Genomic DNA, 13,004 nt, shown 5'->3' with positions numbered 1-13,004 from the left:
CCTTCTTCCTTAAAATGTCACCGCAACACGCCAGTTAAGCGTCAGATGATCCGGCCCCAGCCAGTCGGGATAGGCGAGCGGCGTCCCTAGTGTGATTTGACTTGCGAACCAGCGCCCGGCGCTGCTAAGCGATACCGCCGTTCCCCACAGCGTGCCCGAGGCAAATTTGTCGAAGCGATCCTTTTCCAGCCAGCCGCCGTCCAGCGCGACGGTGGCGCTGATCTGCCCGAGCACCGGCAGGGTAAACAGCGGGTAGTTGAGTTCGTTACGCCAGTAACCCCCGTTATCGCCGGAGAGATACTGCTCTTTGAAGCCGCGAACGGAGCTTTCGCCACCGAGGGTCAGCCGTTCGCTGCCATAGAGCCGGTCCGGCGACCACTGCCCGTACAGGCTGGTAAGCCACAGAAGATCATGGGTTACCGGGCGCTGGAAACTGGCGCTCAGGTTCCACTTACGGAACTCTGCGCGCGGCACGTCGCCGATCTTCTCTTCATCGGTTTCAGCGTTAAACCACGGCATACCGTGGCTGTAACCGGGGTTGAACGTTGCCACACCGCCGAACATTTTCTGTGTGTGGTTGATACCAAGCTGGAGGCTGGAGAGGTTGCGGGTGCTGCTTTTCAGCGGCGCGTCGTTAAGCCAGTTACGGCTGGAGCGCTGGGTTACGCCCGCCGAGAGCGCGGTTTTGATATCGCCATTACGAAACACCACCCATGAACCATTCAGCCGATGGGTTTTGGTGTCACCCGTCGACATCCATGGATAACCCTGATTCATAATGGTGGTGCGGTAGTTACTCCAGGCGTAGCTGTAATCCAGCAGGCCGTAGCCATAAGGCACGCTGACGCCGGTCTGGAAACTTTGCGCGTCATATCCGGTGGCGAAGTCACTGCTGCGCCCGCCGCTGACAAACCATTTATCGGCCAGCCCCAGCAGGTTATTTCCACTCAGTGAACCGTTTAATTGCTTCTCGCCAGTGCTCTTCTGCCCGCTATTATCGAGCGAGAAAGAGGCACTTAACGGGAATTCCGGCGTGGCGGTGAGATTAACGATGGAATATCCCGGCTCGGTATCCGGCACTATTTCTATCTGCACAGGGTTGCTGCGCAAACGGTTTATTTGCTCCATCCCCTGCTCAATATCACGCAGGTTTAACACCTTGCCTTCCAGACCGGGGAAAACCATTTTCAGAATGCGCGGCGATTCACCGTCGAGGCGGATATGGCTTAATTTCCCTTCCATTACCACCAGGCGTAATTCACCCTGCGACAGATCTTGCTCAGTAAGAAATGCGCGGCTGGTGATATAGCCGCGGCTGATATACCAGTCGGAGATGGCGGTAGTTAATTGGGTGATTTTTGCCATATCCAGGCATTGATTCAGCCACGGTGAGATCAGTTTCTGCTGCGCTTTCGCGCTGATAAGCGTGACGCCTGAAAGGGTGATGGTGTGGATGGTAAAACAGGGCCCCTGAGCGTTGCCGTCGGGCGTACGCACGTCCTGACGCGGCAGCGGCGTGCTTCGCTCCAGCTCATCGCGCTGTTGCTGGCTCTGTCGCAACAGCTGTTCCTGCTGTTGACGCACCGCATCCCGATCAGCCGGCGATAATGGCGCAGCCTGTGCGGCAGAGATAAATAATATAAACAGCAATAAATAACGCACTTTTCTCATCCCTGAAGAAAACATAGGTCACCCGACCAATATAATTTTGGTTAAGTTGCTTTTAATAATGATTTCTAAGTATTTTCTTATGGATTAATTAAAAAGGCAATACTCGATTAGGCAAATAGATAATGCACTTTTAAATTTCACTTTAGTTCAGGATATATTCTGGAGAAGGTTGAAGTATATCGCAGTGGCTTTGAAGATTAAGTGATACGCAGGGTTGGCTAATAAGATGCCATTAGCATTTTTGGTAATTGTAAGCATCGATTATTTGGCTACTTAAATTAGTAGGTTAATAGAGAGAGATGGATATATCAAAGCAGGGATGGGGGTAATAGCCACAGGCTATTATGTTGCCGGGTTCGCCGGGCGCTCCGGCTGATGTAAGCGCGGTGCTCTCTTGTGCCTGATTTGCGCTGCTCGCGCTCTTTAGCTAAATCAATGATACTGATGCCGACCATTACCACAGCCATGCAAAACTAAGGTCTTTACCAGACTATCGTCTGTTAAATCACTGTCTAATATGGAATGATTGGCAGACAATCTTAATAATAAAGGGAGTCAATTTTGCAGCATGAACTATGGTTAGAGCCAGACGGGAGCCAAACCTTTTGCCTCAAAGGTGTTCACGGACATGCAGCAAGATCGTTATTAGCGCCCGGCGCAGAGCTCGTATGGGAAGTTGAAGCTACGAGCTATTATGAAGCAATGACACTTTATTATAAATATATGGGCTGGGGTCAATATATGACCTCTTTTCCTGACCAGGATTGTAAGACTTATAGTGAGCTGGGTTGGGAGTAAAATCCTTTAAACTCCATTCCTGCTTTGCGATCCCACGCCACGCTGCACGGCTCAGGCGGTAAGCCGCATGAAGGCCAGCAACTCAGATGCTGAGAAAACGATGCCTAAAATTATTGATAAAAATTTAGTTATGTCTTCTGTACTGTCAGCGGTATTTGGCAGTTTATCTGGCTCATTATTTCTTTTGATATATCTTTACTGGGCAAAAAATAACGATTCCGCTGAGGAATTGGTATCTGTCATTTTTGTCTATTTGTTTACCGTCATGATAAGTATTTACGGCACCCTGGCAGGGTCTTTTATAGTGGGTCTTCCGGTGGTGGTGATAACAAGGCGAATATTCCCTGCCCCTTCATTTAAGGGATGCTTTTTTATACTGTTCACTACGCTCTTCATATGGCTGGTTGTACTGGCATGGCCTGTCATCAGCATATTCGAAATTACTTACCACGAAATTCTGCTTTTAAGCCCTTATGCTTTTTGCTCAGTTGCTGCACTTACGTATCTGATTTACTGGAAAGGAAGCGAGCGGCACAAATCAGGTTCTGCGTAGAAGGTTTGTACTGATAATCCAGGCTTCCTGCCGGGTAAGAGGAAATGGTCATGTGCGGGCTGGCTTCATCAGAACGGGTACTGACTGAGATCTAACTCGCCGCCCGGTTGCGGCGAGATTCCGGCCCGATGAGAGCAGGATAATACCCTGCTTTTAGCGGTTATTCCGGACGCGGGCTGGAACCTTACATGCTCGTTACCAGCTAATATTGTTACACTTCCTGAATGATTTAGTAGGAACGATTTTCATCATATGGTTTTTTACCATGCACTGGTTAAAGATTTCAGACCTGAAGCCTTCAACGTTTAAGCCCAACAGTGTGGAAGAACGTTTATCTGCATCTTTTTTGACGTAATACCCACAATACTCCTTGAAACTGTCAGGGTTATCGCTGTGCGCCACTGACCATTTCAACTGTGATTCGGCTGACTCTTTCTTCGGCATTTTTGCATTCATCATTCCTGAAACTGCTCTGGAATAATTAGGATCGCTGAATATCTTTTCAACGAAGAGGCGGTTCCCGGTATCAAGATGACCTGCTTTGCACAACTGGATATAGGCCGATGAAAGGCGCTCCTTCTCCGCATCAGACTGGGTGTTACACTCCATAACAACCTGCTTGTCACTCTTCAGGGGATTTTTTTTAGTTGACTCCCAGTAACTCTTATCGAATTGCTGAATCTCGCCTTTATGTGCGCCGAAAGGACAGAGTAATTGGTAGTTGGAGGAACAACTGAGCAATAAAAATGACGCTGGTATCAGCACCAGACAGCGGTTGAACCGAAACGATAGCAGGTGCTTAATTTTCATTTGAGGGGGTTCCAGAAGTTTTATTGTTAAAGGGTCGCGATGTGCCGGAGTGAAACACCGGCTTTACAACATACAATCGACCGTAAACTGTGTATTAACGGCTCCAGTCTTCAAGCTCGAGTCCGGGAACGCGAGCAAACTCACGGGTATTGTTGGTCACCAGAATAGCGCCGGCCGCAATGGCGTGCCCTGCAATCGCCGTGTCGTTTGGACCAATCGGTGTGCCGGCTGCGGCCAGTGCGACCTTAATTTCGGTCGTGGCATCCACTGCTGCACGATCCCAGGCGAGAACTGCATCAAGGCGAGCACAGAATGCGTCAACAAGCTTTGCGTGACGCGGTGAGGCTTTCTTGCCGACAGCACCGAAGCGCATCTCGGCATAGGTGATGGCCGATACCACGATGCGGTGGTTACGCAGAACGGTCTGCTCCAGGCGTTTCAGTACTGCCTCAGGCTGCTCGCGCATGATGAATGAGCAAATATTTGTGTCGAGCATATAAGTCTTGTTCACAGATCAAATCGTCCTTCATCGGTGACAACGTCCTCACGCTCCGCCATAAAGTCCGGATCGGCCTTCTCAAGTTGAGAGAAAGAGCCCCAAGTGGGGCGCACGGGACGCAGGATGATGCTGTCCCCTTCACGAATGATCTCCAGTTCACTCACCCCTTCAAAATCCAGATCGCGGGGCAGGCGTATGGCACGATTGTTGCCGTTTTTGAAAATAGATACGGTTCTCATAATTCTCTCCCGAATATTATGGATATGTGGGACATATCTGGAACGCTGTCCAGGTACCGGGCGTGTACATATGCCAAGTATATGCAAGCTCAATACATGTGTATAGGGTTGGCATATGTATATGCTCTTCACATGGCTATGTAATGACATTCAACAGTATTGCGAAGAGTCGGTACCGGAGCTGTGGTGAGTTGCCGTACAAAGGAAATAAGCGGCAGGGAATATCCCGAAATGGTCGGTCGCTGTGCGCAATTGGCACCTAATTACCGGACTGAGCATGCGAAAAAATCGACTCAATCCTTTGGTGATTGTGTCACAAATTTGTACCACAGCGAAAATGAGAAAGGTACTAATGAGGCGTAACTTATTGAAGTGACTGGTGCCGATAATAGGAGTCGAACCTACGACCTTCGCATTACGAATGCGCTGCTCTACCAACTGAGCTATATCGGCCCTGCGAGGTGTTCACGAGCGTGAATCACGGGTTAGAAGGTTAAAACTAAGCGGGTGATGCGTCAATGCCCTTGTGAATCAAACGGCTACTTTTGCATCACCCGACTTTATTTACGCACGAATGGTATCGTCGCCAAAACCGATCCACTTATAGGTGGTCAGTGCTTCGAGGCCCATCGGGCCGCGCGCGTGCAGCTTCTGCGTGCTGACCGCCACTTCCGCGCCGAGGCCAAACTGGCCGCCGTCGGTAAAGCGCGTCGAGGCGTTCACATACACCGCTGAGGAGTCGACCTCGTTGATAAAGCGGTTGGCGTTGCGCAGGGTGCGGGTGAGGATCGCATCGGAGTGCTGCGTGCCATGCTGGCGAATATGATCGATCGCATCATCGAGATCGGCGACGATCTTCACATTCAGATCCAGCGACAGAAACTCATCGTCATACTGCTCCGCCTTTACCGCTTCAACCTTCGCCGGGCCGCTTTGCAACAGGGCGAGCGACTGCTCGTCCGCATGCAGCGTCACGCCGCTCTCCGCCATCTGTTGGCTGAGCGCCGGTAAAAAGGTGCTGGCAATGCCCTGATGCACCAGCAGCGTCTCAACGGTGTTACAGGTGCTCGGGCGCTGGGTTTTAGCGTTGACGATAATCTTCAGCGCCGGGGCGATCTCTGCCGTCTCGTCGACCAGAATATGGCAGACGCCGATACCGCCAGTAATAACCGGGATCGTTGACTGCTCGCGGCAGAGCTTATGCAGCCCTGCCCCGCCGCGCGGGATCAGCATGTCGATGTACTTATCCATGCGCAGCATCTCGTTGACCAGCGCGCGATCCGGGCTCTCAATCGCCTGTACAGCGCCCGCCGGTAAACCGCACTCCTCCAGCGCCTGCTGAATCACTTTCACCGTCGCGGCGTTGGTGCGCCAGGTCTCTTTCCCGCCGCGCAGGATCGCGGCGTTGCCGGTTTTCAGGCACAGAGAGGCGACATCCACAGTGACGTTCGGGCGCGCTTCATAAATCACGCCAATCACGCCGAGCGGCACGCGGCGGCGCTCGATGCGCAGCCCGCTGTCCAGCACGCCGCCGTCAATCACCTGACCGACCGGATCGGCAAGTTTGCAAACCTGGCGCACATCGTCGGCAATGCTTTTTAAGCGCGCCGGGTTGAGCGCCAGGCGGTCGAGCAGCGCCTCGCTAAGGCCGTTGCCACGCGCTTCCTGCAGATCCTGCTCGTTAGCCAGCAAAATCGCCTCGGACTGCGCCTCTAAATAGTCGGCAATCTTCTCCAGCACGCGGTTTTTTTCCTGGCTTGTGAGCAACGCCAGCTTGTACGACGCAGCTTTCGCCGCGATGCCCATCTGTTCCAGCATACCTCTGCTCCTTAACGGGTGATCATATCGTCGCGGTGCACCGCGACAGGGCCATACTCATAGCCCAGAATCTCATCAATCTGCTGCGAGTGGTGGCCGGCAATCCGGCGCAGCGCATCGCTGTTGTAACGGCTTACGCCGTGGGCGATATCGCGCCCCTGCAGATTACAAATGCGGATCACTTCCCCACGGGAGAAGTTGCCTGTCACGCTTTTAATCCCTTTCGGCAGCAGCGAACTGCCGCGCTCAAGAATAGCGGCGGTCGCCCCTTCATCAACGGAGATCTCCCCAGCAGGCGGTGCGCCGAAGATCCAGCGTTTACGGTTCTCCAGCGGCGAAGTCTGAGCATGAAAACGTGTGCCGACCGGCGTGCCGCTCACCACATCGGCAATTACGCCGGGCTTGCCGCCTGCGGCAATAATCGTCTCGATACCGGCGCGGCAGGCAACGTCGGCAGCCTGTAACTTGGTGCCCATGCCGCCGGTGCCGAGGCCGGAAACGCTGTCACCCGCAATAGCGCGCAGCGCGTCATCAATGCCGTAGACATCTTTAATCAGCTCCGCCTGCGGGTTGTTGCGCGGATCGGCGGTAAACAACCCCTGTTGATCGGTAAGCAAAAGCAGCTTATCGGCTCCGGCCAGAATCGCCGCCAGCGCCGAGAGGTTATCGTTATCGCCAACTTTAATCTCCGTGGTCGCCACGGCGTCGTTCTCGTTAATCACCGGCACGATGTTGTTATCAAGCAGCGCGCGCAGCGTGTCGCGGGCGTTGAGGAAGCGCTCGCGGTCTTCCATATCGGCACGGGTCAGCAACATCTGACCAATATGAATACCGTAAATGGAGAAGAGCTGCTCCCAGAGCTGAATCAAACGGCTCTGGCCGACAGCTGCCAGCAACTGTTTTGAGGCGATGGTGGCGGGCAGTTCCGGGTAGCCCAGGTGCTCACGCCCGGCGGCGATAGCGCCGGAAGTAACGATTACTATGCGATGCCCGGCGGCGTGCTGCTGCGCACACTGGCGCACCAGCTCCACAATATGGGCGCGGTTCAGGCGACGGGAACCGCCTGTTAAAACACTGGTGCCGAGTTTTACCACCAGCGTCTGGCTGTCACTCATGATTCTCTGCCGTTTTTAGAAAAAATAAGAAGTTTATTAGTAATCAGACGTTGTAACAGGAGTGAGCGCGCTTGCCAACCGCCAGCGTGAATCGACCACTTTTTTGTTGCGCGGGATCAGCAAGCGTAGCGGCAGAGTTTGACAATTTTATGGCAAACACAAAAAAACATAACTTTTTCAAATTACTCTTACTTTGTCATAAATGTTTCATTTCAGAGCGTTACAACCCTTCCTGTTTTTCACGGGGCGAGAGCCCAGCGAATAGTGGCGCGTTAGTTTAATCAGGAATTCAAAATGAAAAAGAGCACTCTGGCATTAATGGTACTGGGCGTTGTTGCATCGGCTTCTTCTGTTCACGCGGCGGAAGTCTATAACAAGAATGGCAACAAACTGGACGTGTACGGCAAAGTGAAAGCCATGCACTACTTCAGTGATGACAACAGCAACGACGGTGACAAAACCTACGTGCGTTTCGGCTTCAAAGGTGAAACCCAGATTAACGACCAGCTGACCGGTTTCGGCCGTTGGGAATCTGAATTCGCCGGTAACAACGACGAAACCACCTCGGGCCAGAAAACCCGTCTGGCCTTTGCTGGCCTGAAAATCAAAGATTTTGGTTCTATCGATTACGGTCGTAACCTCGGCGTGCTCTACGACGTGGCTTCCGTGACCGATATGTTCCCGGAGTTCGGCGGCGACTCGCTGGCCCGTACCGATAACTTTATGACCAAGCGCACCACTGGCGTGGCGACCTACCGCAACACCGACTTCTTCGGCATGGTGGATGGCCTGGACATGACCCTGCAATACCAGGGTAAAAACGAAAACGGCCGTAACAGCATTATCAAGCAGAACGGCGACGGCTGGGGCACCTCTCTGGCCTACGATTTCGGCGGCAGCCCGGTCACGATTATTGGTGCTTACGCCAACTCTGACCGTACTAACGCGCAGAACACCGCGCTGGCGCTGGGCCGTGGTCAGAATGCAGAAGCCTGGGCGACCGGCGTGAAATATGATGCTAACAACGTCTACCTGGCGACCTTCTACTCCGTCTCATACAACATGACGCCGGTCTCCTCTTCGCTGGGCTTTGCCAACAAAGCACAGAACTTTGAAGCCGTCGCGCAGTACCAGTTCGACTTCGGCCTGCGTCCGTCCGTGGGCTACGTGCTGACCAAAGGCAAAGATATGGAAAACGGTATCGGCGACGAAGATCTGGTGAACTACATCGACGTTGGCGCCACTTACTACTTCAACAAAAACTTCTCGGCGATGGTCGATTACAAAATCAACCAGATCAAAGACGACAACAAACTGGGCATTGCTGACGACGACATCGTTGCTGTTGGCGTGACCTACCAGTTCTAAACCCTGTAGTGACCCTCGTTATATGAAATGCCCTCGGTTGAGGGCATTTTTTTCCCGTCTGATGGGAGAAAGCAGGCCAGTGCCTGTTCATGCCCGGCGTGCGAAGAGCAGCCGGGCATTTTTTATCGGGGGCGTTATGCGGGGAGTTTTAACTTCTCTTTGAAGTCATCGGCAGGTTCAAGCTTCAGCTCAAGGGAGGCTAACAGCGTACGCGCGCGCTCGTGGAAGTCGCGCAGCGTTTTTTCCAGACGGTCGACCACTTCCTGGTCTTTAATGGCGGTGGGTTTCCAGTGCCCCTCTTTGTCGAAGAGCCCAAAGTGGTAGCGATAGGTAAAGCGCTTCTCCTGCGCTTCCATTTCCATCCACCATCCCCAAAACTCGCGTTTTTCCGGCGCGGGTTTCACATTCACGCAAACTGCCAGGCAATCAAAGAAAAAACGGTTTTCTTCGCACTGCTCTTCGCGGATATAAGGTCCTAGCGCAGTAAACTTTTTAATCAACCTGCTTCTCGGATGTCCACTTGGTAACGTCATTGCGATCTCCTTTTGTGATGCAACTGTTTTACCAAATCAATGGAAATTCTCAAAGTATTAACCGAACTGATGGTTGATCCAGTCAACAATCTTCCTGAGCGCAGCGTCAAAATTGCGATAAACCGGGTTAAACGGGATGTCGAGCAGCTTTCCATTACTGGATGAAGAGGTGATTAAGCGCGACTCCGCCTCCGGGCTGAAGGGATCGTTTTGCCAGAAACCGGAGAGCATCGGCGTAGGGCAGCGGCGGCCGAGTAACCCCTGCGTTTTTAATGAATAGCGGTTAAGTTCAACGCGCAGCGCCTCATCGGAAGCGTCATGCATGCCTAAACGGCTGGCGAGCACGTCCAGATACATCTCCGGCACATCGCCCTGACGCAGCGGCTCGCTAAGCAGGGAATGCACCACCGGCCCGAGGCAGGCCACCGCTTTCAGGCGCGACGCTTCAAGATAGGCCAGCCGCACCGCCACGTTGGCACCAAAGCGGAAACCAAATGCCGCCACGCGGGTGTGGTCAATCCACGGAATGTTGGGCAATGCCTGGAGCGCATGCTGATGCAGCAGGCTGGAGTCCTGGGTCAGCTTCCATTTGCTGGAGAAGCCCACCGAGGGCATATCGAGCGTCAGCATGGCAATGCCTTTCGGGGCCAGGTAGCGCTCATAAAGGGTGTAGTAATCGATCTGCAGGCCATCAAGCCCGCCACACATCAGCACCGTCGGGAAGGGGCCTTCGCCTTCCGGCATATGCAGAAAGCCGGTGACCGGCGCGCCGCCGGGAATGGCGAACTCCAGCTCTTTAATGCTGCCCGGCAGGCGCTGCGCGGCCTCTTCATAGGCGCGGTTGGCCAGCGCCTGCGCCTGTTCGGCCAGGCTATCGCCTTTGATGTGAGGATAGGCGGCGATGCTATAGAGGTTAGAGGCGTGCAGCCAGTGGCGGCCGCTCAGCGCACTGTCCGTCTCCTGCATCGCTTTTTGCTGCCAGCTCATCGCCTGCGCGGACCATTCGTAGATCCAGTTGCCGTTGCGGTAGCCGACCACCGTATCGAGCAGTTCCGCGTCGGTGCGCTCGGCCTGGCTCATCACAATGCGCGCCTGCACTTCAAGGATCTCGCGCGCGTCGATGCCGCGCCAGATCCACATCAGCCGGTTGATCATCCGGTACCACTGCGGCACGTTTTTGCCATCCAGCGCGGACTGCACGGGCGGCTGCACGCCAGGGTTAAAGCGGCGCACCAGCGTCGAGGTCTCAGGGTATTTAAAGCGGGGTTTGAACAGCGTTTCGCTAAGATTTGACTGGGACATGGCGCGCAGCTCCTTAAAATTCACCGGAGGGCATTGTAACCCGTGACGCGCCAAAAAGAACAACGCCCGGCAGAACCGGGCGCGTGTACAACAGGGGGGATTAACGGCCGCTGATTGGCGGAACGAAGGCTACGCCCATATCCCACGGCTGCTCAATCCAGGTATCCTGCGGGATATCAATCACATAATCATTCACCAGCGGGCGACCGGCCGGCTTGGCGAAGATAGTGACAAAATGTGCTTTCGGGTACATTTCGCGGATCGCTACGGCGGTGCCGCCGGTATCCACCAGATCGTCAATCACGATAAAGCCTTCGCCGTCGCCTTCCGCGCGCTTCAGTACTTTCAGTTCGCGCTGGTTGTCGTGGTCATAGCTGGAGATACAAACGGTATCGACATGACGAATGCCCAGTTCACGCGCCAGCAGCGCGCCTGGAACCAGACCGCCACGGCTTACGGCGATAATGCCTTTCCACTGTTCTGAAGGCATTAAACGGGCAGCAAGTTTGCGGGCGTGAATCTGCAACATGTCCCAGGTGACGACGTATTTTTCGCTCATGTGAAGTGTCCCAGCCTGTGTTTTACGGCTTAAAAAGTGTTCGAGGGGGAAATAGGTTGCGCGAGATTATAGAGATCTGACGCGCTAAAAACCAGTGTTACCCGGCATCGCCGCCGCTTTTTCCCCAATCCCGTGCTCGCGCTGTCGCCATAAAGTGGTATTCTCAACCGCATCTCGCAAGAGGGTCTTGCGATTCGTTTATCTAACCCGCGACCTGCACGCAACCTGTTCGCAGGCGCTTTTAAGGAGACTCATCGTGTCTGAACTGTCTCAACTATCTCCGCAGCCGCTGTGGGATATTTTTGCCAAAATCTGCTCTATTCCGCACCCGTCTTACCATGAAGAACAGCTCGCCGAACACATTATGGGCTGGGCGAAAGAGCAAGGCCTGCACGCAGAGCGCGACCAGGTGGGCAATATCCTGATCCGCAAACCGGCCACGGCCGGGATGGAAAACCGCAAGCCGGTCGTGCTGCAGGCGCACCTCGATATGGTGCCGCAGAAGAACAACGACACAGAACACGACTTCACCAAAGACCCGATTCGCCCCTATGTTGACGGCGAGTGGGTGAAAGCGCGCGGCACCACGCTTGGCGCGGATAACGGCATCGGTATGGCCTCTGCGCTGGCGGTGCTGGCAGACTCCACCGTGCAACACGGTCCGCTGGAAGTGCTGCTGACCATGACTGAAGAAGCGGGCATGGATGGCGCATTCGGCTTACAGGCGAACTGGCTGCAGGCGGATATCCTGATCAACACCGACTCTGAAGAAGAGGGTGAGATCTATATGGGCTGCGCGGGCGGTATCGATTTCATCACTACCCTGCCCCTGACCCGCGAAGCGGTGCCTGCCGGTTTTGAAACCGTCAAACTGACGCTGAAAGGGCTGAAAGGCGGCCACTCCGGCGCCGATATCCATTTAGGTCTGGGCAACGCCAACAAACTGCTGGCGCGCTTCCTGGCGGCTCATGCTGCTGAGCTGGATCTGCGTCTGCTCGACTTCACCGGCGGTACGCTGCGTAACGCCATTCCGCGCGAAGCGTTCGCCGTGATCGCCCTGCCGGCGGATAAAGCCGCACAGCTGAAAACCCTGGCGGATGAGTACCAGGCGATCCTGAAAAACGAGCTGGAAGCGAAAGAGAAGAATCTGGTGGTGCTGGTCGATAGCGTAAGCAGCGACAAAGCGGCGCTGACCGCGCAGTCGCGCGATGCGTTTGTTCGCCTGCTGAACGCCACGCCGAACGGCGTGATCCGCAACTCCGACGTCGCCAAAGGCGTGGTGGAAACCTCGCTGAACGTCGGCGTGGTCACGTTGCAGGATGACAGCGCTGAGATCATCTGCCTGATCCGCTCGCTGATCGATAGCGGTAAAGATTACGTGGTAAGCATGCTGGAATCGCTGGGTGCGCTGGCCGGTGCGAAAACTGCGCCGAAGGGCGGCTACCCGGGCTGGCAGCCGGATGCCCAGTCGCCGGTGATGGCGCTGGTGCGTGAAACCTATCAGCGTCTGTTCAACAAGATGCCGAACATTCAGATTATCCACGCCGGTCTGGAGTGTGGTCTGTTCAAAAAACCCTATCCGGAGATGGATATGGTGTCGATTGGGCCGACCATTACCGGCCCGCACTCGCCGGATGAGCAAGTGCATATCGAAAGCGTGGGCCACTACTGGACCCTGCTGACCGAACTGCTGAAATCTATCCCGGCTAAATAAGCCTGCTGTCCGCGCCGCCCGGCGC

The 13,004-nt window shown here is 54.4% G+C and carries 12 protein-coding genes and 1 tRNA gene; 3 read left to right on the top strand and 10 right to left on the bottom strand.

What is annotated here, in order from left to right; all coding sequences use genetic code 11:
• Positions 1-9: 9 nt before the first annotated feature.
• Positions 10-1,671, bottom strand: coding sequence for a ShlB/FhaC/HecB family hemolysin secretion/activation protein (locus BWI95_RS10430; RefSeq protein WP_054804076.1), 1,662 nt, complete (start codon positions 1,669-1,671; stop codon positions 10-12).
• Positions 1,672-2,536: 865 nt separating this feature from the next.
• Between BWI95_RS10430 and BWI95_RS10420 the strand changes: the two genes are divergently transcribed.
• Positions 2,537-3,022, top strand: a complete 486-nt coding sequence (locus BWI95_RS10420) for a hypothetical protein (protein WP_232374426.1) — start codon at positions 2,537-2,539, stop codon at positions 3,020-3,022.
• A gap of 195 nt (positions 3,023-3,217) precedes the next feature.
• Here the strand turns inward: BWI95_RS10420 and BWI95_RS10415 are convergent, their stop codons facing one another.
• The 6 genes from BWI95_RS10415 to proB form a co-directional block, all read right to left on the bottom strand.
• A complete protein-coding gene (locus BWI95_RS10415) occupies positions 3,218-3,832 on the bottom strand; it encodes a hypothetical protein (RefSeq protein WP_076769436.1) in 615 nt (204 codons plus the stop codon).
• A 94-nt stretch (positions 3,833-3,926) separates the two neighbouring features.
• The gene (locus BWI95_RS10410) at positions 3,927-4,343 is read right to left on the bottom strand and encodes a type II toxin-antitoxin system VapC family toxin (RefSeq protein WP_076769435.1); all 417 of its coding nucleotides are present in this window, start codon (positions 4,341-4,343) and stop codon (positions 3,927-3,929) included.
• Positions 4,340-4,570 carry a type II toxin-antitoxin system VapB family antitoxin gene (gene vapB / locus BWI95_RS10405; RefSeq protein ID WP_042715980.1) on the bottom strand — a complete coding sequence of 77 codons (231 nt, stop codon included), beginning with the start codon at positions 4,568-4,570 and terminating at the stop codon, positions 4,340-4,342. The genes BWI95_RS10410 and vapB overlap by 4 nt, the downstream gene beginning before the upstream one ends.
• 377 nt (positions 4,571-4,947) lie before the next feature.
• Positions 4,948-5,023 (bottom strand) — tRNA-Thr (locus BWI95_RS10400).
• A 111-nt stretch (positions 5,024-5,134) separates the two neighbouring features.
• On the bottom strand, positions 5,135-6,388 hold the full coding sequence (proA, locus tag BWI95_RS10395; RefSeq protein WP_076769434.1) for a glutamate-5-semialdehyde dehydrogenase: 1,254 nt from the start codon (positions 6,386-6,388) through the stop codon (positions 5,135-5,137).
• Between the two features lie 11 nt (positions 6,389-6,399).
• Positions 6,400-7,503: a glutamate 5-kinase gene (proB, locus tag BWI95_RS10390; protein WP_023479003.1), complete on the bottom strand. Its 1,104-nt coding sequence runs from the start codon at positions 7,501-7,503 to the stop codon at positions 6,400-6,402.
• A 294-nt stretch (positions 7,504-7,797) separates the two neighbouring features.
• Between proB and phoE the strand changes: the two genes are divergently transcribed.
• Entirely contained in the window at positions 7,798-8,871 is a 1,074-nt protein-coding gene (gene phoE / locus BWI95_RS10380) for a phosphoporin PhoE (RefSeq protein ID WP_023478988.1), read from the top strand.
• Positions 8,872-9,005: 134 nt separating this feature from the next.
• Here the strand turns inward: phoE and crl are convergent, their stop codons facing one another.
• The 3 genes from crl to gpt form a co-directional block, all read right to left on the bottom strand.
• A complete protein-coding gene (crl, locus tag BWI95_RS10375) occupies positions 9,006-9,404 on the bottom strand; it encodes a sigma factor-binding protein Crl (RefSeq protein ID WP_023479000.1) in 399 nt (132 codons plus the stop codon).
• Positions 9,405-9,461: 57 nt separating this feature from the next.
• Positions 9,462-10,706: an esterase FrsA gene (gene frsA, locus BWI95_RS10370; RefSeq protein ID WP_054804052.1), complete on the bottom strand. Its 1,245-nt coding sequence runs from the start codon at positions 10,704-10,706 to the stop codon at positions 9,462-9,464.
• A 100-nt stretch (positions 10,707-10,806) separates the two neighbouring features.
• A complete protein-coding gene (gpt, locus tag BWI95_RS10365) occupies positions 10,807-11,265 on the bottom strand; it encodes a xanthine phosphoribosyltransferase (protein ID WP_023478997.1) in 459 nt (152 codons plus the stop codon).
• Positions 11,266-11,521: 256 nt separating this feature from the next.
• Between gpt and pepD the strand changes: the two genes are divergently transcribed.
• Positions 11,522-12,979, top strand: a complete 1,458-nt coding sequence (gene pepD / locus BWI95_RS10360) for a cytosol nonspecific dipeptidase (RefSeq protein ID WP_076769433.1) — start codon at positions 11,522-11,524, stop codon at positions 12,977-12,979.
• Positions 12,980-13,004 lie beyond the last annotated feature (25 nt).

Origin of the sequence: Kosakonia cowanii JCM 10956 = DSM 18146, from assembly GCF_001975225.1 — a bacterium.
In the GTDB taxonomy this organism is placed as follows: Bacteria; Pseudomonadota; Gammaproteobacteria; order Enterobacterales; family Enterobacteriaceae; genus Kosakonia; species Kosakonia cowanii.
This window is presented reverse-complemented; position numbering and strand designations above follow the sequence as displayed.

Bases quoted from the DNA above. Each gene is read 5' to 3' on its own strand.
- proB (WP_023479003.1), bottom strand. From the start codon at position 7,503: ATGAGTGACAGCCAGACGCTGGTGGTAAAACTCGGCACCAGTGTTTTA.
- BWI95_RS10430 (WP_054804076.1), bottom strand. From the start codon at position 1,671: ATGAGAAAAGTGCGTTATTTATTGCTGTTTATATTATTTATCTCTGCC.
- proA (WP_076769434.1), bottom strand. From the start codon at position 6,388: ATGCTGGAACAGATGGGCATCGCGGCGAAAGCTGCGTCGTACAAGCTG.
- BWI95_RS10415 (WP_076769436.1), bottom strand. From the start codon at position 3,832: ATGAAAATTAAGCACCTGCTATCGTTTCGGTTCAACCGCTGTCTGGTG.
- vapB (WP_042715980.1), bottom strand. From the start codon at position 4,570: ATGAGAACCGTATCTATTTTCAAAAACGGCAACAATCGTGCCATACGC.
- BWI95_RS10420 (WP_232374426.1), top strand. From the start codon at position 2,537: ATGAAGGCCAGCAACTCAGATGCTGAGAAAACGATGCCTAAAATTATT.
- frsA (WP_054804052.1), bottom strand. From the start codon at position 10,706: ATGTCCCAGTCAAATCTTAGCGAAACGCTGTTCAAACCCCGCTTTAAA.
- crl (WP_023479000.1), bottom strand. From the start codon at position 9,404: ATGACGTTACCAAGTGGACATCCGAGAAGCAGGTTGATTAAAAAGTTT.
- gpt (WP_023478997.1), bottom strand. From the start codon at position 11,265: ATGAGCGAAAAATACGTCGTCACCTGGGACATGTTGCAGATTCACGCC.
- phoE (WP_023478988.1), top strand. From the start codon at position 7,798: ATGAAAAAGAGCACTCTGGCATTAATGGTACTGGGCGTTGTTGCATCG.